A 23,144-nucleotide genomic window follows, 5' to 3' on the forward strand; every position below is an offset into this window, starting at 1 on the left:
GAGTGGTCCGAGTGGACCGAGTGGTCCGGGTGGTGCGCGTCGAGCGGTCGACCGGGTCGATCGACCGGACCCGCGAGCGGGGCACGATGCCGTGGCCACTCGGCATACCGGCTGCGGTCGCGGTCTTCTTCCTCCTCGTCCCCCTCGTGGCGATGCTCGTCCGGGCGCCGTGGTCGGGTCTGACCCGGATCCTCGCCAACAGCACCGTGCTCGATGCGCTGCGCCTGTCGCTGCTCAGCGCGAGCGCGGCCACCGTCGCCTCGTTCGTGCTCGGCGTCCCGCTCGCGTGGATGCTCGCCCGGGCGCGGTGGCGGGGCCTGTCGGTGTTGCGGGCGCTCGTCACGCTGCCGCTCGTCCTGCCTCCCGTCGTCGGCGGGGTCGCGCTGCTGCTCGCGTTCGGCCGCAACGGCGTGGTGGGGAAGGCGATCTACGACTGGACGGGCTTCGCGCTGCCCTTCACGACGTGGGGTGTGGTCGTCGCCGAGACCTTCGTCGCGATGCCGTTCCTCGTCGTCACCGTGGAGGGGGCCTTTCGGGCCGCGGACCAGGGTTTCGAGGAGGCGGCCGCGACCCTCGGGGCGTCCCGGATGACCATCTTCCGCCGGGTCACCCTGCCGCTCATCGGGCCGTCCCTCGTCGCGGGGTCGGTGCTGTGCTGGGCGCGGGCGCTGGGCGAGTTCGGTGCGACGATCACCTTCGCCGGCAACAACCCCGACACCCAGACGATGCCGATCGCGGTCTATCTCGCGAACGAGAGCGATACCGACGCCGCCATCGCCCTGTCGCTGGTACTGCTGCTCGTCTCCGTCGTCGTCCTCGTCGCCCTGCGCGACCGGTGGCTGCGGCAGGGGCCGGCGCTGTGAGCGGGGCGTTCGTCCGCACCACCACCAGCCCGACGGTCCTGCGGGTCGACGCGCTCGTGCGCCGGGGGGAGTTCGACCTCGACGTGGGCTTCGACGTGCAGCCCGGCGAGGTGCTCGGGGTGCTCGGTCCCAACGGCGCAGGCAAGTCGACGCTCCTGCGCGCCCTGGCCGGACTCACCCCGCTAACGGCCGGGTCGATCCGGCTCGGGGATGTCGTCCTCGACGACACCGCGACGGACACCTTCGTGCCCCCGGCCGACCGTCCCGTCGGGCTCGTGTTCCAGAACTACCGGCTGTTCCCGCACCTCGACGTCCTGGACAACGTCGCGTTCGCCCCCCGCAGCCAGGGTGTCCCCCGGGCCGAGGCCCGGGCCAGGGCGACCGAGCTGCTGGCGCGATTCGACCTGACCGAGCTGGCCGCACGCCGTCCGTCCCAGGTCTCGGGGGGACAGGCGCAGCGGGTGGCCCTGGCGCGGGCCCTGGCCGCGACGCCGCTGCTGCTCCTGCTCGACGAACCGCTGTCGGCCCTCGACGCGCGGACCCGGCTCGACGTGCGCACCCAGCTGCGGCACCACCTCGCCGACTTCCCCGGACCGGTCCTCATCGTCACCCACGACCCGCTCGAGGCGATGGTGCTCGCCGACCGGCTGCTCGTCATCGAGGAGGGACGCGTCGTCCAGTCCGGCCCGCCCGGGGAGGTCGCCCGACGGCCCGCGACGCAGTATGTCGCCCGCCTCGTCGGCCTCAACCTGTGGCGTGGGCGGCTGGGGTCGGACCAGCGGGTCGTGCTGGCGGACGGTGGAGCGCTCGTCGTCGCCCCGGCCGACGGGCTCGCGGCGGGGGACCCGGTCCTCGTGGGGCTGCGTCCCTCTGCCGTCACCGTCTCCACGGAGCGGCCCGAGCACGGCAGCGCCCGCAACGTGTGGCCGGGCCGGATCACCGGTCTGGAGCTCCTCGCCGACCGGGTGCGGGTCCAGGTCGACGGCGCCCCCTCGACCCTCGTCGACATCACGGCTGCTGCCGTAGCTGATCTGAGTCTCGCTGCGGGACAACGGATCTGGCTCGCAGCCAAGGCCACGGAGACGGACGCCTACCCCGACCGGCCACCCGCTTCCACCGGCTCGGCGGGCTGAGCGCGGGGACGCAGGACCGGCACGTGCCCGGAATGTCCAGCACGTCGGGCGGCATACCGGACTCGTGCCGGTCCTGCGGCCCATCGATGCTTCGGACGTCCGGGATCTCGGCGGCTGCGAGCTCGTGCGTCAGTCGATGCCGAGCGAGGCGAGGACGCGGTTGAACGAGCTCGTCACGCCGTACTCCGAGGCCACCTTGCTCATCAGGCGCGCGTCGGCGACCTGCGTCGGGAGCCGGCTGTCGTGGTCGGGCACGGGGGCGTCGAGGGCGACCTTGACGACCTTCGGCGCGACGTCGAGGTAGGCCGAGGCTGCTTCCAGGCGGGTCCGCTGAGCCCCGTTGATCGCCGGGTCGCCGCGCTCGACCGCGGCCCGCAGCCCGGCGAGGTCGCCGTAGGTCGCGATGAGCTTCGCGGCGGTCTTGTCGCCGATGCCGACGACCCCCGGCAGACCGTCGCTGGTGTCCCCGCGCAGCATCGACATGTCCGCGTATGCCGCGCCGGAGGCCACGGCATACTTCGTCGCGAGGAAGGCTTCGTCGACGATGTCGGAGCCGCGCACCCCGCCGCGGGCGGTGTAGATCACCCGCACCGAAGCCGCGTCGTCGACGAGCTGGAAGAGGTCGCGGTCACCCGTCACGACGTCGACCGCCCGGATCCCCCGCGCGGCGTGGGTGAGGGTGCCGATGACGTCGTCCGCCTCGTAACCGTCGGAGCCGATCCGCACGAAGCCGAGCGCGGCGAGGGCGTCGACGATGACGGGCACCTGGACGCCGAGCTCGGCGGGGACGGACTCCTCCTCGGGACCCGCGCCCTCGGCGACCCGGTGCGCCTTGTAGGACGGGATGGCCTCGACCCGGAACGCGGGCCGCCAGTCGTTGTCCCAGCAGGCGACGAAGTGGGTCGGGCGGTGCTGCTCGATCAGCGACGCGACCATGTCGAGGAACCCGCGGATCGCGTTGGTGGGCGGCTCGCTCTCGGACGTGCGCTGGTCCGGGACGCCGAAGAAGGCGCGGAAGTAGAGACTGGCCGAGTCGAGCAGCATGAGGCGTTCGGGCGTGTCCGGTGACATGGGAGGGAGCCTATGGTCCCCGCCCGCTGCCGTGCGTCCGGCAACGTGGTTGCCCTGACTACCGACATGCCGGACGCGACACCGTTTCGCGTATGCCGCGGGTCGGGGGAGTGGACTGGCTAGCCTGTCCCTCGTGGAACGTCTCGACCGTCGCCTCGTCGACCTGCTCGCCACCGACGGGCGGATGAGCTTTACCGACCTCGGCAAGGCCACCGGCTTGTCCACCTCGGCCGTCCACCAGCGGGTGCGGCGCCTCGAGGAGCGTGGCGTCATCCGCGGCTACCACGCGGTCATCGACCCCGAGGCGGCCGGGCTGCCGCTCACCGCGCTCATCTCGGTCTCGCCGCTCGACCCGGCAGCACCGGACGACGTGCCGGAGCGCCTCGCGCACATCACCGAGATCGAGGCGTGCTTCTCCGTCGCCGGCGACGAGAGCTATGTGCTCAAGGTCCGGGTGCCCAAGCCCGGCGCCCTCGAGGACCTGCTCGCCCGGATCAGGGCCGCCGCCAACGTCCGGACCCGGACGACAGTCGTCCTGTCGACACCCTGGGAGGGGCGTCAGCCCCCCTCGCCCGACACCGACTGACACCGACTGACAGCGACTGACAGCGACTGACAGCGACTGACAGCGACTGACAGCGACTGACAGCGACTGACAGCGACTGACAGCGACTGACAGCGACTGACACCGACTGTCACACCGTACGGTCCCCGATCGTCGAAGTAGTTACGTGGTCGCGTAAACCTCGTCGGCACAACGAGATTCGTCGCCGCGAGGTCGTCGCTGGCCGGTGCCCCGGGGAGGGCACTGGTCAGCGGGCGATGGTGGCCGTGCGCGCAGAGGTGATCCTGACGAGGTCCGCGGGGGCCAGCTCGAGATCGAGGCCACGGCGGCCGCCCGAGACGAAGACGGTCTCGTGCTCGAGGGCCGAGGTATCCACGATCGTGGGGAGAGGACGTTTCTGACCGATCGGGCTGATCCCGCCGACGACGTAGCCGGTGCTCCGCTCGGCTGCAGCCGGGTCGGCCATCGACACCTTCTTGGCGCCCAGCGCGGCGGCCACCGCCTTGAGGTCGAGCTGACGGTCCACCGGCACGATCCCGACGGCCAGCCCCGCGCCGGTGTCGACGAGCAGGGTCTTGAACACCCGGTCGGGCGGGACGCCGAGCGCCTGCGCCGCTTCGAGGCCGTAGGACGGGGCGGCCGGGTCGTGGTCGTAGGGGTGCATGGTGAACGCCACCCCTGCCCGGCCGAGCGCGAGCGCCGCCGGGGTTCCCGACCCGCCCGGCTCACCCCTGCCTGTCGTCGACCGTGCCACGGATGGAGTATGCCGCGTGGCCCGCTCCGACCGGCTACGCGCGGGACCTGATGTGGTCAGACACGCGACCCGCGCTTCCTGACAGCCGCGATGAACCATGGTCGCTGCTGAGTAGTCTTCGATGGTGCCCCGACGACCATTGCGCCGCCGCCCCGACAGCGATGAGCGGACTCCCACACAGCGTTTTCCGGAGCCCGAATCCGATGCGTCTGACGTGCCTGATGCGTCTGACGCACATGATGCGCCTGATTCCGAGCCGGTGGTGCTGGAACCCATCGGGACACGGCCCACGGCCTCAGACCCTCCTGAGGCAGCAGCTCCTGAGACGGAGCCCGGTGGGTCGGAACCTCCGGACGCCGAGCGCACTGAGGCGGACCGGGCTGACCCCCGGGCGGTAGGGGCGGTGCCCGTCGAGACCCGGGCGGTCGAGAGCCGGACGGCTCGCAGCGAGAGCGCTCCACCACCGACGACGAGGGATGGGAAGGGCGGCCGGGGTCCGCGGGTCGGTCGCCGGCGGGGCCGCCGTGATGGTGAGCTCACCGTCGACGAGCTCGCCGCCGAGTCGGGGATGACCGTCCGCAACGTCCGCGCCTACAGCAGCCGTGGGCTCCTGCCGCCGCCGCGGCTCGAGGGTCGCACCGGCTACTACGGGCCCGACCACCTCGCCCGGCTGACCCTCGTGCGCGAGATGCTCGACCAGGGCTACACGCTGGGGGCCGCTGAGAAGCTGATCACGGCGGCGCCCGGCAGCGGCACCCAGGCGCTGGGTCTCTACCACGCGTTGATGAGTCCCTGGGAGGGTGTGGAGGCCGAGGTGTTCGAGCCTCGGGCCCTGGCCCGCGAGGCCGGGGTCGCCTACGACCCCGCCTTCATCGACCGGCTCGTCACGCTCGGGCTCGGCGTCGAGCTCGACGACGGCACCATGCGCATCGACAACCCCACGCTGGTGCGCGCCGGCCTCCGGGTGATCTCGACCGGGGTGCCGGTCGAGAAGGTCTTCGGACTGGTCCCGGAGCTGGTGTCGCACGCCGATGCCGTGGCCGACCTCTTCGTCACGCTCATCCGCGACTCGCTGTGGGTCGACTTCGTCCAGGCCGGTATGCCCGCCCGCCAGTGGTCGCGGATGTCCGAGTCCTTCGAGGAGATCATCCCGCTGGCGGGGCAGGCCCTGCTGGCGGCCTTCCAGGCGTCACTGGGCAAGGCGGTCGAGGTCGCCATGCGCGACGGGCTGCTGCGCGTCGACGACGAGGACGAGGACGAGGACTGACGCCAGGGGTCAGCGGGCGAACGAGCTCAGGCCGTGCCAGACCGCAGACATCACGAAGTCGGTCGCGTCGTCGGCGGAGATGTCGTCGCGATGGGTGCGCCAGACGGCGACCCGTTCGCAGGCGCCGATGATCACCTCGGCGTAGCCCTCGAGCAGCAGCGGTGGCACGCCGGCGAGCTGCGGCGAGCGGAGCAGCGAGCTGACCACCACCGCGGACTGCTGGGCGCGGATGCGCTCGATGTCGGTGCTCGCCCCGGCCGCTGCCGCGTTCTCGGTGTGGATCACCCGGAAGCCCATGACGTGACCGTCGATGAAGGTGAAGAAGGCGGCGATCCCTGCCCGCAGGACGTCCTCGAGGGACGTCCCCTGGGGCAGCGCCCGGACCGCTGCCTCGGTGACGTCGGCGAGCTCGGTCCGGGCCTTGTCGACGCACGCGACGAGCAGGCCGTCCTTGCTGCCGAAGTAGTCGTAGATGAGCGGTTTCGTGACTCCCACGCGCTCGGCGATCTCGTCCATGGTCGTCGCCTGGTACCCCCGCTCCGCGAAGACCTGCTCGGCCACCGTCAGGATCTGCGCCTCGCGCTGGGCGCGTGGCATCCGTCGTCGGGTGATCGGTGGGGAGGAGCTCACAACAAGGGATTCCTTACTCTCGTGCAATCTAACTTACTCATGGTAACTTGACGCCCGTGAGCACACCACACGTGCGGGTCGCCATCGTCGGCAGCGGGTTCTCGGGCCTCGGCATGGCCATTCGACTGTCCGAGCGAGGCGACTCCGCACCGCAGGACTACGTGGTCTTCGAGAAGGCCGACGAGGTCGGGGGCACCTGGCGGGACAACCGGTACCCCGGGTGCGCCTGCGACGTGCCGTCGCGACTCTACAGTTTCTCGTTCAGGCAGAATCCGCGCTGGTCGCGGGACTTCGCGACCGCCGGGGAGATCTGGCAGTACCTCATCGACTGCGCCGACCACTACCGCGTGCGTGACCACATCGAGTTCGGAGCCGACCTGACCTCGGCGGCATACGACGAGACGACGCGGCGGTGGAGCCTGCGGCTGGCCGACGGTCGCGAGTGGACCGCTGACTCCCTCGTGATGGGGGTCGGCGCGCTGCACCGGCCCGTCGTCCCCGACATCGAGGGCATCGACACCTTTGCCGGCCCGACCCTCCACACGGCCATCTGGCCCGACGACGCCGACCTCGCCGGCAAGCGGGTCGCCGTCATCGGCACGGGCGCCTCAGCGGTCCAGCTCGTCCCCGAGCTCGCCCAGGAGGCGTCCCACCTGTCCGTCTTCCAGCGCACCCCCGCCTGGATCCTGCCCAAGCACGACAAGGTGTGGGGTGCCCGACGTCAGCAGACGTTTGCGCGTTTCCCGGCGCTGCAGCGACTCGTGCGGTGGCGCACCTACCTCCAGCTCGAGTCGCGGGTCCTGCTCTTCGCCCGCATCCCCCGCGGGATGGTGCTCGTCGAGGGGATCGCCCGCCGGCACCTCAAGGCGTCGGTCAAGAACCCGGAGGTCCGCGCCCGACTGACCCCGACCTACACGATCGGCTGCAAGCGGATCCTGCTCAGCAACGAGTACTGGCCGACCTTCGACCGCGAGGACGTCGACCTCGTGACCGACCCCATCGTGCGCATCGAGCCGGACGCCGTCGTCACCGGCGACGGCACGCGCCACGAGGTCGACGCACTGGTGCTGGGGACCGGCTTCTCGCTCAGCGGGAGCTACGACCGGATGCGCATCACCGGGAGCGGGGGCCGCGAGCTCGCCGAGGTGTGGTCGGGCGGCATGCACACCAACCTCGGCATCACCGTCGCCGGCTTCCCCGAGCTCTACGTGCTGCTCGGGCCCAACACCGCGCTCGGGCACAACTCGGTCGTCCTCATGATCGAGTTCGCCACGGACTACGTCCTGCAGTGCCTCGACCGGGCCCGGGCCGGGGCGCGCGTCACGACGGCCGCGGCGCAGGACGGGTTCACCTCCGAGATGGCGTCCCGCAGCAAGCACACCGTGTGGACCAGCGGGTGCCAGAGCTGGTACCTCGACCGCTTCGGCAACAACACGTCGGTATGGCCCGGGTCGACGATCTCGTACTGGCTGCGGACCCGCCGGGTGCGAGCCGCGGACTTCGAGCCCGTCGCCGCCCACCTCGAGTCCGCTGCCCTCGAGGACCGCGTGCCCGCGCCCACGTCCTGACCCTCGAACCCGCCCCGGCCTGACCTTCGACCCCTCCCTGAGCACCCGCTCCCCGAAAGGAAACCCATGTCCTCCGCCAGCCTCCTGCAGCGCGCCGGGATCTCGACCCGAGGTCACTTCGCCCCCCGGGCCAGCATCGTCACCGGCGCCGCATCCGGCATCGGCGCGGCCATCGCCGCCCGACTGGTGGCCCGGGGGAGCCACGTGGTCATCGCCGACCTCGACCTCGACAAGGCCACGACGGTGGCGGAGCAGCTCGGCAACGCCACCGCGGTCGCCGTCGACGTCTCCGACGCCGCAGCCGTGCGCGACCTCGTCGCCTCCACGGTCGCGCGCCACGGCCGGCTCGATGTGATGGTCAACAACGCCGGGGTCGCGATCGGCGGGTTCCACGAGCAGCTCGAGCAGGCCCAGTGGGACCTCGCCCTCCGGGTCAACCTGGGCGGGGTCATCAACGGGGTCAACGCGGCATACCCCGTGATGTGCCAGCAGGGGTCCGGACACATCCTCAACACCGCCTCCCTCGCGGGCCTGATCCCCGCGCCGACGATGCTTCCCTACACGACGACCAAGCACGCGGTCGTCGGCCTCAGCACGGCGCTGCGGGCCGAGGCCGCGTCGATGGGGGTCCGGGTGAGCGTCCTCTGCCCGGGCTTCGTCGACACCCCGTTGCTCGACGAGATCCACACCGGCGGGCTACCCGAGGGTGAGGAGTTCATCAGCATGCGCAAGGAGATCCGCTTCATGCAGCCGAGCCTCATCACGGCCGACGCGGTCGGCGACGCCGCCCTGCACGGGATGGAGCGCAACAAGGCGATCATCGCGGTCGGGTCCTCGGCGCACGTCATGTGGCGGCTCAACCGCTACCTGCCCCCCGTCGCCCGGGCGATCATCCAGGTGCAAGCCACCGGTGCCCGCCGGGTGATGAAGCGCACGCCCGTGGTGACCCAGGTGCAGGACAGCCCGACGCCGACGAAGGTCGGCGCGTAGTCAGGGAGAGCCACGCCCCTGGCGCCGGGCTGGGCTACGCGGCCGGCCAGTTCTCGATGCCGATACCGACGACCTCGGCGACGCGCTGGAGGTCCATGTCCTGCGCGAGAAGGGTGGCGCCGGTGCGCCAGGCGACCGCGGCAATGAGGCAGTCGATCAAGCCGCGTGGTGTGACGCCGACGTGCCGACACCGGCGGTAGACGCGCGCGGCAGCGTCGAAGTCCGACACCGGATCAAGCGGAGTCCAGGCGAACCGGAGCAGCAGGCGCCGCAGGTCCTCCGCGCGCGCATCCGTTCGCGCACCGGCCAGGACCTCCGTCAGGATCGGCTCGGTGACGGTCAGGGGTCCGTCGCTCGTGATCAGCTCCGTCATCCGGAGGTCGACAGGGCTGCCTGTCGCTCGGTCGAACTCGACCCAGGCCGAGGTGTCTGCGAGGATCACCGGCCGGAAGGGGGCCCGGTGTCGGCCGGCACGTCATCCATGGCCCGCGAGCCTCGCATGGCCAGCGCTTCCTCACGCGTCATGGGTTGACCCGCAAGGTGTCGAAGGGCAAGATCCACGGCCTCGGTCTTGGTCCGGACGCCGTAGCGGTCCATCACAGCCTCGACGTAGCTGTCCTCGATCTCGATGTTGGTGCGCACCCTGGCCATACACCAAGCATACACCTGCAGTGTACGCAAGGTGTATGCCGCGGAGCCCTCACGCCAGCTGGGCCTCGGCCAGCTCGCGGCTGGCCCGAGCGCGCTCGATCGCCACCACCTCGCCACCACCGTCAGCCTGCTCGAGGTCCCGCTGCTCGCGCCACCAGCGCTGGCCGGACTCGGGGAGCGTGTCGATCGGGTCGTAGTAGACGAAGTCGCGGCTCAGTGCCGCGGCGTCCGCGCCCTCGATGGAGGTGCGATAGTTCTTGCGCCACAACGAGATCCCGCGCTCGGTGTCGTACTCCTCCTGCTGGTGGACCCACCGCTTGCCCACGTAGGGGACGTCGCAGACGATGCGCGGCGTCGCGAAGCCGGGCAGGTAGCCCATGATCGCGTGCTGCAGGTGCTGGGCGTGCGCGAGGGACACCCGCCAGTGCTCGCTGAACGGGATCATGTCGCACATGTAGAAGTAGTAGGGCGTGATCGAGGCATGGTCCTGGAGCGCGAAGCAGAGGTCGAGGAGCTGCTCGGGGGAGTCGTTCACGCCCCGCATCAGGACGCCCTGGTTGCGGACGTCGCGCACGCCGGCGGCGAGCATCGCGCGGGCCGCGTCGGCCACGGCCGGGGTGACCGACTGGGCGCTGTTGACGTGGGTGTGGATGGCCAGGCTGACACCACGAGCGCGGGCCTTCTGCGCCACCCGGCCGACGCCCGCCACGACGTCCTCGGCCAGCCAGTGCTGGGGCAGGCCCATCAGCGCCTTGGTGGCCAGCCGGATGTCGCGGATCGTCTCGATCTCGAGCAGCCGGTCGAGGAAGGCCTCGAGGTTCTTCCACGGCATGTTGGCGACGTCACCGCCGGAGACGACGACGTCGCGCACGGTCGGCGTCTGCGAGAGGTAGGCGAGCATCGCGGCATACCGGTCGACGGGCTTGCCGGCGAGCTTGAGCTTGAGCACCTGCGGCGTGGAGTTGCCGACGAGGTCCATCCGCGTGCAGTGGCCGCAGTACTGCGGGCAGGTCGGCACCAGCTCGGCGAGGACCTTGGTGGGGTAGCGGTGCGTCAGGCCCTCGGCCACCCACATGTCGTGCTCGTGCAGCGAGTCGCGCGTCGCGTAGGGGTGCGAGGGCCAGTCGCTGCGACGGTCGGAGAAGACCGGCAGCATGTAGCGCCGGACGGGGTCGGCGAGGAAGGCGCGGGTGAAGTCCTCGCCGGCGGCCGGCATCGGCGTGTCGGTCGCGGGGACCATGGTGTTGACCATCTGCGGGGGCACGAGCATCGACATCGTCGCGCGCTCGGCCTGGTCGCGCTCGAGGTCGGCGTAGAAGTCGTCGGTCAGCAGGGCGCCCATCAGGTCGCGCAGCTGCCGGATGTTCTTCACGCAGTGCGCCCGCTGCCACTGGACGTCGTCCCACTCGGCCTTCGTGGCGTGCGCCCACCCGGGCAGCCGGGTCCAGTCGGGCTCCACGAGGGCACGCTGTCGGTAGGCGTAGGGCTGCTCGATGCTGCTCATGCGTGTCAGGATAGCGATAATTTCCCGTAAAGATCGACCTTGACCGCAAGACTTGCGTTCACGCCTCGCCATCCTCGGAGGATCTGTGTCCACTGATGCCCTGCCCACTGACGCCCTGCCCGCTGAACCCTCGTCCTTGCGCGCGACGCCGTCACCGGCGCGCGTGTCGTCGCCCGTGGGGCTGCACCGGGTCCTCGAGCCGTCGGGCGAGGCGGTCACCCTCCCACAGGCCGCGCTGCGTCTGGACGCCCGACCGGAGGTGTGGCCGGACGAGGTGCGGATCTCGCTCGACACGCTCAACCTCGATGCGGCGTCCTACCGACAGCTCGCGGGCAAGCACGCAACGGCAGCCGGGGTGGTCGACGGCGAGGCGCTGCGGGCCGAGGTGCTCGACATCATCGCTGCCCGCGGCAAGATGCAGAACCCGGTCACCGGCTCGGGCGGCATGCTCATCGGCACAGTCGATGAGGTCGGCCCGGACAGCCCGCTCGGTCTGTCCGTCGGCGACCGGGTGGCGACCCTGGTCTCCCTGTCGCTGACCCCGCTCGTCGTCACCGACGGCCTCGCGCGCTGGGACGGGCTGGGTGAGCAGGTGCCGGCCAGCGGGCACGCGATCCTCTTCGGCCGGAGCATCGTCGCCGTGCTCCCGGACGACCTCGACCCGCAGCTCTCGCTGATGATCATGGACGTCTGTGGTGCGCCCGCGCTGGTGGCCCGCGTCGTGCGCGAACATGCCGCGGGCTCGGCGGCCGGGGCCGGCCCACCGGGCGAGGCGGGCTCGGTGGGCTCGCCGGTCGAGGCGGGCTCGGTGGGCTCACCGGTCGAGACGCGCGGGCAGGCCGGGCCGACGGTCTGTGTCCTCGGCGCGGCCGGGAAGTCGGGATCGCTGTCGCTGGCTGCCGCCCGGGAGGCCGGCGCCGGCCGGATCATCGCCGTCGTCCCGGTCGAGCGGGAGGCCGAGGCGCTGCGGGGGACCGGACTCGCCGACGAGGTCGTCCTCGCCGACGCGCGCTCGCCGCTCGGGCTGTCGGCCGCCGTCGAGTCTGTGGGCGGCCCGGCCGACGTCATCGTGGTCTGCGTCGACGTCCCGGGGTGCGAGCAGCCGGCGATCCTCGCGACGGCTCAGGGCGGGACGATCATCTTCTTCTCGATGGCCACGAGCTTCGCCGCTGCCGCGCTCGGCGCGGAGGGTCTGGCCGCCGACGTGCGGATGTTGGTGGGCAACGGCTACGTGCCCGGCCACGCGGCATACGCGCTCGGGCTGGTGCGCGGCAACCCCGCGGTCCGGCGGCTCTTCGAGGCGCGCCTCACCCACTGATCCCCGCTTGTTGCTTCGCGCGTGCCCGAAGTGGGGGCGAAGTGGCCTCGTTCGGGCACTCCGAAAGCAATAAGCGGGGGTGAGGGGTATGCCGCGCGCCCGAAGGGTCAGGCTCGATCGCTCCGAGTAGGGCGTTCTCGATGACCTCGGTCAGGGCAGGGTGGATCCAGTACTGCTTCTTCGCGATGTCGTCCGCGCGCTGGCCGAACTGCATCGCCTGGATCAGGGGCTGGACGAGCGTCGAGGACATCGGACCCATCAGGTGGGCGCCGAGGATCTCGAGGGTGTCCGGGTCGACGATGACCTTGCAGATGCCGCTGGTGTCCTCCAGGGCCCAGCCGAAGGCGACGTCCCCGAACCTCTGGGTGGCGGCGTGGAACGGCCGCCCGGCTGCCTCGAGCTGCTCCTGGGTGTGGCCGACCGCCGCGATCTGGGGGTGGCTGAAGACCGCGTGGGGCACGTAGCGGTGGTCGCTCTCGACGGGGGCCTCGGGATGGGTGAGGTTGTGCTTGACGACGCGCATCTCGTGGTTGGCGACGTGCTTGAGCTGGTGGTCGCTGCTGATGTCGCCGAGGGCCCAGACGCCGGTCACCGGGGTGCGTTGCTGGGCGTCGACGACGAGCCGCCCGTCGTCGTGCGTCGGGAGCCCGCCCGCTGCAGCGTCGAGCAGGTCGGTGTTGGGGACGCGCCCGACCGCGAGCAGAACGGCATCGGTGTCGATGCAGGACGTCCCGTCGGGCCCCTCGACCGTGAGCCGCCAAGCCGACCCGCTGCGCTCGGCGGCGACCACGGTGGACTCCAGCCGCAGGTCGAAACGAGCCCGCGCGAGGTCGGTGAAGGCGCCGCTGATCTCGCCGTCCTCAGCCGTCAGCACTCGCGGACCGCGGTGCACCCAGGTGACCGCGCTGCCCAGGGCGTCGAGGACGTGGGCGAACTCCGCCGCGATGAAGCCGCCGCCGACGATGACGATCCGGGCCGGCAGCCGGTCGACGCGCATGATGGTGTCGCTGGTGTGCACCCCGTGGTCGGGGTCGGCCGCACGGAGCCCGTCGATCTCCAGGCCCCGGGGACGGCCTCCAGCGGCGATGACCCAGCGGTCGGCGGTGATCGTCACTCCCGTCCCGGTGTCGAGCTGCATCGGTCCGGTGAAGTGGGCCAGGCCCTGGTAGACGGTGACGTTGGCCGCGTCCTTGCGGTAGGCCTCCCCACCGCTCGCGATGGGGTCGATGCGGGCGAAGACCCTTTCGCGGATCGCCGCCCAGTCCGAGTGGACCCCGTCGACCTGGACGCCGAGCCGGACGGACTCGGCCGCCTCGACGACCCGGTCGGAGGGCAGCACGAACATCTTCGTCGGGATGCACCCGACGTTGAGGCAGGTGCCGCCGAAGACCCCCTTCTCGACCAGTCCGATGTCGAGGTCGTCCAGCTCCGGCCCGATGATCGAGTTGCCCGATCCGGTGCCGATGATGACGAGGTCGTGGTGGCGGGTCTCCGGCGCAGGCATACCCCGAGAGTAGTGAGCGCCGGTGGGCGACCGGGAGCGGGCGGTGCCAGGATGGCCGGATGAGAGCAACCCTGCTGCTGTGCGACCACGCCGTCGTGGCGGAGGGCAAGCTCTACATCAGCGGAGCCGGGTGGTCCGTGACCGGTCCGGACCCCGCCCCCTCGGCGATCGCCCTCAAGCTCGACGTGCCCTGGGACCTCACCAACCAGCCCATCGAGATCCGCCTCCGGCTGGTGACCGAGGACGGCGCACCGGTGCTGCAGGCCGGCCCGGCGGGGCCGTCCCCCATCGAGGTCGTGGCCCGGCTCGAGGTCGGCCGCCCGGTCGGTGTCCCGGCCGGAAGCCCCATCGACGCGCCGCTCGCGGTGAACCTCCCCGCGCTGCCGCTCGCCCCCGGCAGCCGCTACTCCTGGGTGCTCGAGATCGACGGCGAGCACGAGGCGGACTGGCACCTCGCCTTCTCGACCCGACCGGCGCCCGCGCCGCCCGGCAGTGCGACCGCGCTGCCTCAGTAGCGGTTCGGGCGCAGTAACGGTCCGGGCGCAGTAAGCATGCGGGCGCAGCAGCGGTTCGGGAGGATCCACGTCGCAACCCGGCGTCCGACGTGAGATCTGCGGCAGATCTCCCGGATGACAGGAAGAACGCCCATCGTGGGTACGCTTCAGCCGTGCCCACGACGACCCGTGCCCGCCTCGAGCTCGATCCTGCCGTCGTCCGCCGTGCTCGCTCGCTTGCCCGCACGGCGGGCGCCCCGGTGGTCCGGCTGGCGCGCAGCCACACGACCGTGTCGGTCGAACGCGCCACCCTGCGCCTCGCCGGCCTGTCCGGCGCCGACCACGAAGGCATCCCGTGGGTCAACCACCTCGTCGACGCCGTCCGGGCCGAGGTCGGTCTCGAGCGCGGGGTGACGACCCCGGTCTTTGACGCGCTGCGCCGCGGGGAGGCTCCCGACCTGCTGATCCTCGCGCAGAAGGCGGCCAGCGGCTCGGTGTCGTTCCAGCTGCCCGACGGCCGGGGGCTGACGGCCGCCCGGCGGGCCGCGCGGCGCGAGGTGAGCCAGGGCATCCGGCGCATCGACCGCCAGCGGGTCGCCCGCGAGCGCCTCGTCCGGCGGCACGGCGACCCGAAGCAGACCCCGTGGATCTACCTCATCGTGGCGACCGGCGACATCGACGAGGACATCCCCCAGGCTCAGGCCGCCGCCCGCGAGGGCGCCGACGTCATCGCGGTCATCCGCTCGACGGGGCAGTCGCTGCTCGACTACGTGCCCGAGGGCGCCACGCACGAGGGGTATGCCGGCACCTACGCCACCCAGGAGAACTTCCGGCTGATGCGGGCGGCGCTCGACGAGACGAGCAAGGAGGTCGGGCGCTACATCCGGCTCACGAACTACGCCTCCGGCCTCTGCATGCCCGAGATCGCCGTGCTGGCGGGTCTCGAGCGCCTCGACATGATGCTCAACGACTCGATGTACGGCATCCTGTTCCGCGACATCAACCCCGTCCGCACCTTCGTCGACCAGCGCTTCTCGCGGCAGATCCACGCTCGCGCCGGCATCATCATCAACACCGGCGAGGACAACTACCTGACGACCGCCGACGCCGTCGAGGCCGCCCACACGGTCACCGTGAGCCAGCTGCTGAACGAGTTCTTCGCCAAGGAGGCCGGGCTGCAGGACTGGCAGCTCGGCCTCGGGCACGCGTTCGAGATCGTCCCCGAGATCCCCGACTCCTTCCGGATGGAGCTCGCCCACGCCATGCTGGCCCGGCAGCTGTTCCCGAAGGCGCCGCTGAAGTGGATGCCGCCGACGAAGCACATGACGGGCGACATCTTCCGCGGCTACCTGCTCGACGGCTTCTTCAACCTCGTCGGGGCGATGACCGGCCAGAGCATCCTGCTGGTCGGGATGATGACCGAGGCGGTCGTCACGCCGTTCCTGTCCGACCGCGACCTCGCCCTGCAGAACGTCCGCTACGTGCTCGGCGCCGCGGGCGGCCTCGTCGAGGACTTCCATCCGCCGCGGGACGGATTCATCCAGACCCGGGCGCGCACCGTGCTCGGCGAGGCGGTCGGGCTGCTCGAGGCGATCGTCGCCGACACCTCGGGTCGCTCGGGCGGCGTCCCGCCGCTGCTCGCGGCCATCGGCGACGGCACGTTCGGCCTGATGAAGCGGCCGGCCGATGCCGGCAAGGGCCTCGGCGGGGTCGTCGAGCGGGCCCCCGGACCGGACGGCTACGACAACCCGGCCACCACCCTCCTCGAGGAAGGCAGCTCACGATGAGCACGCGGCATACCCCTGGCGCGGCGGAGCGGCCGAGCCCGCCCTCGATCGTGCGGCCCTACGGCGACACCACCGGTGACGGCATGGTGCAGGTGTCCTTCACCCTGCCGCTGCCCCACGACAAGCGGGCCGAGGGAGCGGCGCTGCAGCTGGCGAAGAAGATGGGGATGGACCCGGCGCTGCTCGTGCACGCGAAGCCGATGGGGCCGGACTTCACCTTCTTCGTCGTCTACGGCTCGGTGACCCACCTCGTCGACACCCGCGAGGTCGTCGTCATCGAGCGCGAGTACCCGCTGCTCGCCGCCAAGGAGATCAACCTCGCCATCAAGCGCAGCCTGCGCCGCAAGCTCGTGGTCGTCGGGGCCTGCATCGGCACCGACGCCCACACCGTCGGCATCGACGCGATCCTCAACATCAAGGGCTTCGCGGGGGAGAAGGGCCTGGAGTACTACCGCGAGATCACCGTGGTCAACCTCGGCGCCCAGGTGCTCGTCCCCGACCTCGTCGCGCGGGCACGCGCCGAGAGGGCCGACGCCGTCCTCGTCAGCCAGGTCGTGACGCAGCGGGACGCGCACATCCACAACACGGGCCAGATGTCGGCGGCCTTCCGTGAGGCCTACCCCTCCGGGCAGGTGCCCCTGCTCGTCGTCGGCGGGCCGCGCTTCGAGGAGGGCACGGCGGGGGCGCTCGGGGTCGACCGGATCTTCGGCCGGGGCACCACCCCCGGTGAGGTCGCGAGCTACCTCGTCCACGCGCTGGTCCCCGACGCCCCGGCCCGCGTGGCGTCATGACGCAGCCTCCCGTCGTCGGCCTGAGCGTCACGCACCGCCGTTACGTGCCGTACAGCCACGCCCACTACGCCGGCAACCTCGTCGACGGCGCCTACTCCCTGGCGGCCTTCGGCGACGTCGCCACCGAAATGTGTGTCCGCACCGACGGTGATGAGGGGCTCTTCGCCAGCTACAGCGACGTCCAGTTCGTCTCGCCCGTCCGCGCGGGGGACATCATCGAGATCGAGGCGCGCCTCGTGCGGGTCGGCCGCCGCAGCCGCGAGATGGAGTTCGAGGTCCGCGTCGTCGGACGGGGTGCGCCAGAGCTCGGCTCGTCCGCCGCGACCGTGCTCGACCCCCCGGTTGTCGCGACAACAGCGCGTGGTGTCGTAGTCGTGCCCTGAACGGGTGGCCACGGCCCGATGCCGCTGCTGATCGGCGGGTAGCTGTGGGACCGGGTGATCACCGAGGTCGCGCCGCAGGTCCGGTGACCGGATGGTGAGACGAACCGCCCATCTGGACATATCCGAGAAGTCGGTTATGACGCATATGTTGACCAACTCCTGACGTCTTGCTGACCCGGCCCAGACGGGGTGTCTGAGTTGCGCACCGGGTGACCTCGCGCGCCCTGCGGGCGGCGTCGGCGTGTCGCGCGCCGACACGCCGGGGTGCACCAAAAAGTTTGTCCGAGAACGAAATTGGGGCGACGCTGCTGACCTGCGGCGATGCGCGTTTCCGCAGGTGAACGCCGGGTTGACAGGTCGTGGACGCTGAGTAGTTTTGCTCTCGGTTGTTCGCCCGGAGGACTGCACACGAGGCCGGGGGAGTGCACCGACAAGGGAGTTCTTCGGCGGCGTGCGCGCGCAGCCGCCGACCAGGCCAGGCTCTCCGGACGGTGCACGATCCCGGGTCCGCGTGTGCGGTGGACGAACGGCAGCAGGCCCGCAGCGCTCAGTAGACAACATTTCGGCACCGGCATCCGGTCGGCCCCCGAGCTGGTCCCAACGGCGCTGCGGGCCTTGCTGCTGCCCCGGGCTCGAGCGACAGCCGGGGTCGAGCGACAGCCGGGCTCGAGCGAGAGTCGGGCCCGAGCGAGAGTCGGGCCGGAGCGGGAACGGGCCTCCGTGCAGGGACACAGCCGGTCCGGTTACCGTGACCCCGTGCTTCGCCGACTGCTCCTCGCGTTGCTGTCCGGAGTCGCCCTCTGGCTGGCCTTCCCGGGACACGACCTGTGGCTGCTGGCGCCCGTCGGTGTCGCCCTGCTTGCCGTCGCCACCCGCGGCACCCGGGCCCGCCGCGGCTTCCTTCTCGGCCTGATCTCCGGGTTCGTCTACTTCACGGCGACGCTGAGCTGGTCGGGCATCTACGTCGGAGCCGTGCCCTGGATCGCGCTCTCGGTGCTGCAGGCGCTCTTCGTCGCCGTGCTGGGCGCCGTCACCGCGTTCCTCCAGACGGGCAGCGGCGGGACCGTCCGGACCCGCCCACCCGTCGTCGCCCTGGCCTGGGTCGGCCAGGAGGCGCTGCGCGACCGGATCCCCTACGGCGGCTTCCCCTGGGTGCGGCTCGCGTTCAGCCAGGCAGACTCGCCGTTCGGCCGGTTGGCTGCTCTCGGCGGGGCGCCGATGGTGACCTTCGGCGTCGCGCTCAGCGGGGGGCTGCTGGCCGTCGTCCTCGTCGCGGCGGGTCGGGCGATCACCTCCCGGCATACGCCTGCTGGCTCTCCCGACCCGGTCGCGCCGACCGCTCACCCGCCGCGCGCTGCCCGCGCCCGGGCGTGGCTCGCGGGTCCGCGCGCCACGGTCGGTGCCGCCGCCGCCGCGGTGGTCGTCGGGGCAGCCGGCCTTCTCGTGCCGCTGCCCACCGACGGCGCCCTGACCCAGGTCATGGCCGTGCAGGGCAACGTGCCCCAGGCCGGTCTCGAGTTCAACGCCCAGCGGCGAGCCGTCCTGGACAACCACGTCACCGGCACCCTGGACGGCGCGGCCGACGTCGGCGCCGGCCGGACCACCCAGCCCGACCTCGTGGTGTGGCCGGAGAACTCCTCCGACATCGACCCCGTGCGCAACAGCGACGCGGCCGACCAGATCACCCGGGCCCTGACGGCGATCAAGGCTCCGATCATCCTCGGCGCCCTCCTCGAGGAGCCGTTGCCCCATGTCTCCAACGCCTCCCTGCTCTACCTCCCCGGGGAGGGCCTGGTCGGCCGCTACATCAAGCAGCACCCCGTCCCGTTCGCCGAGTACATCCCGCAGCGGTCCTTCTTCCGGATCTTCAGCGACAAGGTCGACCTCGTCCGGTCCGACTTCGCGGCAGGCACCACCCCGGTCGTCTTCCGCGTCCCCAACCGCGCCGGCGGGGAGCTCGTCGCCGGTCCGACGATCTGCTTCGAGGTGGCCTACGACGACCTCGTGCGCGAGAACGTCACCCTCGGCGCCAACCTCCTGCTCGTCCAGACCAACAACGCGACCTTCGGCTACACCGACGAGTCGGTGCAGCAACTGGCCATCTCCCGCATCCGGGCGATGGAGCACGGCCGCTCGATCGTCCACATCTCCACGGTCGGGGTCAGTGCCCTGATCACCCCCGACGGAACCGCGCACCAGGCGACGTCGTTGTACACGCGGGCCGTGCTGTCCGGAGCGCTCCCGCTCCGGACCGAGCGCACCATCGCGACGGTGGTGGGGCCGTGGCCGGAGTATGCCGGGTGCGCCGTTCTCGTCCTCCTCCTCCTCGCGCGGTCCGCTCGGGCCAGAAGCCGCCGCCAGCCCGTCGGCCGCTAGGCTCGGGCGTCCCCCGCCCAGCCATCCGAAGGATCCTGACGTTGTCCGACACCGATCGTGGTCCCCTTCAACGGGTCCTCGTCCTCGTGCCGACCTACAACGAGCGCGAGAACGTCCGGCGCATCCTCGCCCGAGTCCGCGCCTCCGTGCCCGAGGCCGACGTGCTGGTGCTCGACGACAACTCGCCCGACGGCACCGGCCGGGTGGCCGACGAGCTCGCCGCTGCCGACCCGGGGGTGCACGTCCTGCACCGAGCGGGCAAGGAGGGTCTCGGCGCGGCCTACCTCGCCGGGTTCGCGTGGGCGCTCGACCACGACTACGACGCAGCGGTCGAGATGGACGCGGACGGGTCCCACCAGCCGGAGCAGCTGCGGGCGCTGCTCGTGGCCGCGCAGGACGCCGACGTGGTCATCGGTTCGCGGTGGGTGCGCGGCGGGTCGGTGGTCAACTGGCCGGTGCACCGCAAGTTCCTCAGCGTGGGCGCCAACCTCTACACCCGCATCCTGTTGGGGATGCCGGTCAGCGACGCCACCGCCGGCTACCGGGTCTACCGCGCGAGCACCCTGCGCCGGCTCGGGCTGGAGACGGTCCGCTCGCAGGGGTACTGCTTCCAGGTGGACATGACCTGGCGGGCCATCAAGCAGGGCCTGGTCGTCGTCGAGGTGCCGATCGAGTTCGTCGAGCGCGCGGTCGGCTACTCCAAGATGAGCCAGGACATCGTGCGCGAGTCCCTCGTCCGCATCACCGGGTGGGGGGCCGCCTATCGCGGCGCGCAGCTCGCCGGGGTCGCGCGACGTCTCACCGGTCGTCCGGCCTCGACCCGGTGGCACCGGCTCAAGGCCGACCGGTGACCGCGACAACACCCACCCCGCCCACCTCGCCGATGTCCCGGCTACCCGGCCGGCGACGCCGGCGGGCGGTCCTGCTGCTGCTCCTGATCGTGGTGCCGATCCTCGAGATCCTGGTCATCATCGCCGTGGACCGGGTGATCGGCGGGTGGCCGACCTTCCTGCTGCTCGTCGCCGAGTCGGTGGTGGGCGCCTGGTTCGTCCGGCGCGAGGGGGCGAAGACGTGGCGGGCCCTGTCGGGGGCCCTGGGGACCGGGCACATGCCGTCCCGCGAGATCTCCGACGCGGCCCTCGTCCTCGTCGGAGGCGCGTTGATCCTCGCCCCGGGTTTCCTGACCGACGTCGTGGGCTTCGTCCTCATCCTGCCGCTGACCCGGCCCGTGGCACGGCGGGTGCTGGAGGCCGTGGTGGCGAGGCGTCTGCTCGGTGGAGTGTTCGCGAGCCCCCGCGGGGGCACGCCCTTCGACCCGCGGCCGCCGAGTCACGGTGCGCCGCCGAGGTCCCCACGATCGGGTGCGGCCTCCGACGACGTCATCGAGGGCGACGTCATCGAGGGCGAGATCCTCTGACCTTCCGGCAGTGGTCGGGAGCCCGTCCAATCCGCTCGGCCGATCGTGACGAATACCCCTATAGCAGTGGGATCCGCGCCCACGACTGGCGTCCCATGTAGGTCTGGATCACATGGGGCACCGGAACAATGCAACCGTTTGCCACGTTCTCACGTCTAGCAAGTTGAGGCGTCCGGGGCATTCACCTCTCCCGAGGCGACCACACACAGGGAGGACCCGCCATGGCCGATCGCACACTCCGAGGTACTCGACTCGGTACCTTCAGCATGGAGTCCGACGCCAACGTCGTACCCAGCGAACGTCGCATCACCACCTACATCTGCCCACAGGGCCACCGGATCGAGCTGCCGTTCAGCATCGAGGCCGATATCCCGCCCGTCTGGGAGTGCCGCTGCGGCAACGAGGCCAAGCTGCTCGACGGCCCCGAGGTGGAGCACAAGGAGGTCAAGCACGTCCGCACCCACTGGGACATGCTCCTCGAACGGCGCTCCATCCCCGAGCTCGAGGAGCTGCTCGAAGAGCGGCTGTTCCTGCTGCGTGAGTCCCGCGGCGAGAAGCCCAAGGCCAAGCGGAGCGCCTGACCTGTCGGACCTGTGAACGGCCCGTCCCCGATGGGGGCGGGCCGTTCGCGTCTGCTCAGACGACGGCGGGAACCTCGTTGCCTGCCGCGAGGACGCCTTCCCGCATCCGCACGCGGGAGAGGAGCAGGCCGCCGACGACGAAGAAGACCACGAGCGCGATGATCGCGTGGCGGTAGGAGTGGGTGAACTGCTGGACGAGCCCGAACGTCAGCGTCCCGAACCAGCTCGTGCCGCGCTCCATGGCCTGGTAGAGGCTGAAGAACTCGGCCTCCCGTCCGCGGGGGATGAGCTGGCTGTACATCGAGCGGGACAGCGCCTGGCTCCCGCCGAGGACGATGCCGATGAACAGTGCCAGCACGACGAAGGCCGCGAGTGACCGCGCCGGGACGAAGTAGGCCGCGATGACGATGATCGTCCACACCCCGAGGCTCCAGAGCACCGTGCGCCAGGCGCCCACCCGGGCAGCGATGGCACCGAAGAGCGTGGCGCCCCCGAAGGCGACGAACTGCACGAAGAGGAAGACGCCGAGGACGGTCGACTGCGAGAACCCCAGCTCGGCGCTGCCGTAGAGGCTCGAGCTGCCGATGACGGTCTGGATGCCGTCGTTGAAGAAGAGGTAGGCGAGCAGGAAGAGCATCGTCTGGGGGAAGAGACGCAGCTCGCGGAAGGTGTCGCGCAGCTGGACGAAGGCCCCGGTCACCAGGCCCCTCCTCCCCTCCACCGGGACGGCCGTGGTGCCGCGGAGGTGGCGCAGCCCGAGGACGGGGACCAGGGTGAACGCGCCCCACCACAGCCCGGCCGACAGCAGGCTGATCCGCGTCGACGTACTGCGGTCGAGGCCGAGCCTGGCGTGGAAGATGTCGAGCCCGAAGTTCAGGGTGAGCAGCAGGCCGCCACCGAGGTAGCCGAAGCCCCAGCCCTTCGACGACACCTTGTCGCGGTCGTCGGGAGCGGCGATCCGCACGAGCAGCGAGTCGTAGATGACGAGGCTGGCGCCAAGACAGAGGTTGGCGACCACGAGGAGGGTGACGCCGAGCTGCCAGCTGGTCCCGGACACGAAGAACATCAGGCTCGCGGCGACGGCTCCGACCCAGGCGAACCCCGCGAGCAGCGAGGTCGGGCGCTCGCTTCGATCCGCGATGGCTCCGACGACGATGAGTACCAGCGCCGAGATGATGGTCGAGACCGTCGCGGTGTAGGCGAAGAGGGACCCCGGGTCGATGGGGATCCCGAGGACGTCGAGCGCCTGGAGGCACTTCTGCCCGTCGGGCAGACCGGGGCAGGCTGCGGCGGTGGCGACCGAGGTGAGATAGGGGGCCATCAGGACCGTCGCGGTCGTGGTGACGTATGCCGAGTTGGCCCAGTCGTAGAAGTACCAGGCGCGCTGCTCCCTGGCCTCCGCTCCAGGCTGCGGGGCCGGGGGAGCGGTGACGGCGACGTCATCGGTCATAGGGGAAAGACTGGCATACCGGTACGGGTTCAAGGGGAGGTCCAGCC

The 23,144-nt window shown here is 71.3% G+C and carries 23 protein-coding genes; 15 read left to right on the top strand and 8 right to left on the bottom strand.

Features of this window, described 5'->3' with window-relative positions:
* Positions 1 to 11 precede the first annotated feature (11 nt).
* Positions 12 to 863 (top strand): ABC transporter permease, encoded by an 852-nt coding sequence (locus Q0R63_RS00675; RefSeq protein ID WP_366521054.1) that lies wholly within the window; start codon positions 12 to 14, stop codon positions 861 to 863.
* The gene (locus Q0R63_RS00680) at positions 860 to 1,996 is read left to right on the top strand and encodes an ABC transporter ATP-binding protein (RefSeq protein ID WP_295692503.1); all 1,137 of its coding nucleotides are present in this window, start codon (positions 860 to 862) and stop codon (positions 1,994 to 1,996) included. Before Q0R63_RS00675 ends, Q0R63_RS00680 begins: the two co-directional genes overlap by 4 nt.
* A 129-nt stretch (positions 1,997 to 2,125) precedes the next feature.
* Here the strand turns inward: Q0R63_RS00680 and Q0R63_RS00685 are convergent, their stop codons facing one another.
* Positions 2,126 to 3,067 (bottom strand): 5'-3' exonuclease, encoded by a 942-nt coding sequence (locus tag Q0R63_RS00685; protein ID WP_295692505.1) that lies wholly within the window; start codon positions 3,065 to 3,067, stop codon positions 2,126 to 2,128.
* Positions 3,068 to 3,200: 133 nt separating this feature from the next.
* On the opposite strand from Q0R63_RS00685, the gene Q0R63_RS00690 reads away from it, so the two are divergent.
* Entirely contained in the window at positions 3,201 to 3,653 is a 453-nt protein-coding gene (locus Q0R63_RS00690) for an Lrp/AsnC family transcriptional regulator (RefSeq protein WP_295692507.1), read from the top strand.
* A gap of 226 nt (positions 3,654 to 3,879) precedes the next feature.
* On the opposite strand, the gene ybaK is transcribed toward Q0R63_RS00690, so the two are convergent.
* Positions 3,880 to 4,386, bottom strand: a complete 507-nt coding sequence (ybaK, locus tag Q0R63_RS00695) for a Cys-tRNA(Pro) deacylase (RefSeq protein ID WP_295692510.1) — start codon at positions 4,384 to 4,386, stop codon at positions 3,880 to 3,882.
* 403 nt (positions 4,387 to 4,789) lie between these two features.
* On the opposite strand from ybaK, the gene Q0R63_RS00700 reads away from it, so the two are divergent.
* Entirely contained in the window at positions 4,790 to 5,653 is an 864-nt protein-coding gene (locus tag Q0R63_RS00700) for a MerR family transcriptional regulator (protein ID WP_295692513.1), read from the top strand.
* A 9-nt stretch (positions 5,654 to 5,662) separates the two neighbouring features.
* On the opposite strand, the gene Q0R63_RS00705 is transcribed toward Q0R63_RS00700, so the two are convergent.
* Positions 5,663 to 6,250 carry a TetR/AcrR family transcriptional regulator gene (locus Q0R63_RS00705; RefSeq protein WP_295692517.1) on the bottom strand — a complete coding sequence of 196 codons (588 nt, stop codon included), beginning with the start codon at positions 6,248 to 6,250 and terminating at the stop codon, positions 5,663 to 5,665.
* 89 nt (positions 6,251 to 6,339) lie between these two features.
* Here Q0R63_RS00705 and Q0R63_RS00710 point away from each other — a divergent pair, with 89 nt between their 5' ends.
* Positions 6,340 to 7,851 carry an NAD(P)/FAD-dependent oxidoreductase gene (locus tag Q0R63_RS00710; protein ID WP_295692519.1) on the top strand — a complete coding sequence of 504 codons (1,512 nt, stop codon included), beginning with the start codon at positions 6,340 to 6,342 and terminating at the stop codon, positions 7,849 to 7,851.
* Between the two features lie 66 nt (positions 7,852 to 7,917).
* On the top strand, positions 7,918 to 8,841 hold the full coding sequence (locus tag Q0R63_RS00715; protein ID WP_295692522.1) for an SDR family oxidoreductase: 924 nt from the start codon (positions 7,918 to 7,920) through the stop codon (positions 8,839 to 8,841).
* 34 nt (positions 8,842 to 8,875) lie between these two features.
* Here the strand turns inward: Q0R63_RS00715 and Q0R63_RS00720 are convergent, their stop codons facing one another.
* Genes Q0R63_RS00720 through Q0R63_RS00730 form a run of 3 tightly spaced genes read right to left on the bottom strand, consistent with a single transcriptional unit; the run spans position 8,876 to position 10,996 of the window.
* The gene (locus Q0R63_RS00720) at positions 8,876 to 9,283 is read right to left on the bottom strand and encodes a PIN domain nuclease (protein WP_295692524.1); all 408 of its coding nucleotides are present in this window, start codon (positions 9,281 to 9,283) and stop codon (positions 8,876 to 8,878) included.
* A complete protein-coding gene (locus Q0R63_RS00725; RefSeq protein ID WP_295692527.1) occupies positions 9,280 to 9,492 on the bottom strand; it encodes a type II toxin-antitoxin system VapB family antitoxin in 213 nt (70 codons plus the stop codon). The genes Q0R63_RS00720 and Q0R63_RS00725 overlap by 4 nt, the downstream gene beginning before the upstream one ends.
* 49 nt (positions 9,493 to 9,541) lie before the next feature.
* On the bottom strand, positions 9,542 to 10,996 hold the full coding sequence (locus tag Q0R63_RS00730; RefSeq protein WP_295692529.1) for a lysine 2,3-aminomutase: 1,455 nt from the start codon (positions 10,994 to 10,996) through the stop codon (positions 9,542 to 9,544).
* Between the two features lie 85 nt (positions 10,997 to 11,081).
* Here Q0R63_RS00730 and Q0R63_RS00735 point away from each other — a divergent pair, with 85 nt between their 5' ends.
* Positions 11,082 to 12,314 (top strand): L-erythro-3,5-diaminohexanoate dehydrogenase, encoded by a 1,233-nt coding sequence (locus Q0R63_RS00735; RefSeq protein ID WP_295692532.1) that lies wholly within the window; start codon positions 11,082 to 11,084, stop codon positions 12,312 to 12,314.
* On the opposite strand, the gene Q0R63_RS00740 is transcribed toward Q0R63_RS00735, so the two are convergent.
* Positions 12,304 to 13,818, bottom strand: coding sequence for a mycothione reductase (locus Q0R63_RS00740; protein WP_295692535.1), 1,515 nt, complete (start codon positions 13,816 to 13,818; stop codon positions 12,304 to 12,306). The genes Q0R63_RS00735 and Q0R63_RS00740 overlap by 11 nt on opposite strands.
* A gap of 59 nt (positions 13,819 to 13,877) precedes the next feature.
* On the opposite strand from Q0R63_RS00740, the gene Q0R63_RS00745 reads away from it, so the two are divergent.
* The 8 genes from Q0R63_RS00745 (at position 13,878) to Q0R63_RS00780 (ending at position 21,647) form a co-directional block, all read left to right on the top strand.
* Positions 13,878 to 14,333: a hypothetical protein gene (locus Q0R63_RS00745; RefSeq protein WP_295692537.1), complete on the top strand. Its 456-nt coding sequence runs from the start codon at positions 13,878 to 13,880 to the stop codon at positions 14,331 to 14,333.
* A 152-nt stretch (positions 14,334 to 14,485) separates the two neighbouring features.
* Positions 14,486 to 16,099: a lysine 5,6-aminomutase subunit alpha gene (locus Q0R63_RS00750; protein WP_295692539.1), complete on the top strand. Its 1,614-nt coding sequence runs from the start codon at positions 14,486 to 14,488 to the stop codon at positions 16,097 to 16,099.
* Positions 16,096 to 16,890 carry an OAM dimerization domain-containing protein gene (locus Q0R63_RS00755; RefSeq protein ID WP_295692541.1) on the top strand — a complete coding sequence of 265 codons (795 nt, stop codon included), beginning with the start codon at positions 16,096 to 16,098 and terminating at the stop codon, positions 16,888 to 16,890. Before Q0R63_RS00750 ends, Q0R63_RS00755 begins: the two co-directional genes overlap by 4 nt.
* Positions 16,887 to 17,273, top strand: a complete 387-nt coding sequence (locus Q0R63_RS00760) for a hotdog domain-containing protein (protein WP_295692543.1) — start codon at positions 16,887 to 16,889, stop codon at positions 17,271 to 17,273. Before Q0R63_RS00755 ends, Q0R63_RS00760 begins: the two co-directional genes overlap by 4 nt.
* A 756-nt stretch (positions 17,274 to 18,029) precedes the next feature.
* Positions 18,030 to 19,649, top strand: coding sequence for an apolipoprotein N-acyltransferase (gene lnt, locus Q0R63_RS00765; RefSeq protein ID WP_295692547.1), 1,620 nt, complete (start codon positions 18,030 to 18,032; stop codon positions 19,647 to 19,649).
* 41 nt (positions 19,650 to 19,690) lie between these two features.
* Positions 19,691 to 20,500 (top strand): polyprenol monophosphomannose synthase, encoded by an 810-nt coding sequence (locus Q0R63_RS00770; RefSeq protein ID WP_295692548.1) that lies wholly within the window; start codon positions 19,691 to 19,693, stop codon positions 20,498 to 20,500.
* Positions 20,497 to 21,066, top strand: a complete 570-nt coding sequence (locus Q0R63_RS00775; RefSeq protein WP_295692551.1) for an FxsA family protein — start codon at positions 20,497 to 20,499, stop codon at positions 21,064 to 21,066. The genes Q0R63_RS00770 and Q0R63_RS00775 overlap by 4 nt, the downstream gene beginning before the upstream one ends.
* A gap of 221 nt (positions 21,067 to 21,287) precedes the next feature.
* Positions 21,288 to 21,647 carry an RNA polymerase-binding protein RbpA gene (locus Q0R63_RS00780; protein ID WP_295692555.1) on the top strand — a complete coding sequence of 120 codons (360 nt, stop codon included), beginning with the start codon at positions 21,288 to 21,290 and terminating at the stop codon, positions 21,645 to 21,647.
* Positions 21,648 to 21,702: 55 nt separating this feature from the next.
* Here the strand turns inward: Q0R63_RS00780 and Q0R63_RS00785 are convergent, their stop codons facing one another.
* Positions 21,703 to 23,097, bottom strand: a complete 1,395-nt coding sequence (locus Q0R63_RS00785) for an MFS transporter (protein WP_295692558.1) — start codon at positions 23,095 to 23,097, stop codon at positions 21,703 to 21,705.
* Positions 23,098 to 23,144: the final 47 nt, after the last annotated feature.

The sequence above is a fragment of the Lapillicoccus sp. genome, assembly GCF_025353065.1.
In the GTDB taxonomy this organism is placed as follows: domain Bacteria; phylum Actinomycetota; class Actinomycetes; order Actinomycetales; family Dermatophilaceae; genus Lapillicoccus.

Coding starts and splice junctions, on each gene's coding strand:
- Q0R63_RS00685 (WP_295692505.1), bottom strand. CDS start 3,067: ATGTCACCGGACACGCCCGAACGCCTCATGCTGCTCGACTCGGCCAGT.
- Q0R63_RS00705 (WP_295692517.1), bottom strand. CDS start 6,250: ATGCCACGCGCCCAGCGCGAGGCGCAGATCCTGACGGTGGCCGAGCAG.
- Q0R63_RS00715 (WP_295692522.1), top strand. CDS start 7,918: ATGTCCTCCGCCAGCCTCCTGCAGCGCGCCGGGATCTCGACCCGAGGT.
- Q0R63_RS00725 (WP_295692527.1), bottom strand. CDS start 9,492: ATGGCCAGGGTGCGCACCAACATCGAGATCGAGGACAGCTACGTCGAG.
- Q0R63_RS00730 (WP_295692529.1), bottom strand. CDS start 10,996: ATGAGCAGCATCGAGCAGCCCTACGCCTACCGACAGCGTGCCCTCGTG.
- Q0R63_RS00740 (WP_295692535.1), bottom strand. CDS start 13,818: ATGCCTGCGCCGGAGACCCGCCACCACGACCTCGTCATCATCGGCACC.
- Q0R63_RS00745 (WP_295692537.1), top strand. CDS start 13,878: ATGAGAGCAACCCTGCTGCTGTGCGACCACGCCGTCGTGGCGGAGGGC.
- Q0R63_RS00755 (WP_295692541.1), top strand. CDS start 16,096: ATGAGCACGCGGCATACCCCTGGCGCGGCGGAGCGGCCGAGCCCGCCC.
- Q0R63_RS00760 (WP_295692543.1), top strand. CDS start 16,887: ATGACGCAGCCTCCCGTCGTCGGCCTGAGCGTCACGCACCGCCGTTAC.
- Q0R63_RS00780 (WP_295692555.1), top strand. CDS start 21,288: ATGGCCGATCGCACACTCCGAGGTACTCGACTCGGTACCTTCAGCATG.
- Q0R63_RS00785 (WP_295692558.1), bottom strand. CDS start 23,097: ATGACCGATGACGTCGCCGTCACCGCTCCCCCGGCCCCGCAGCCTGGA.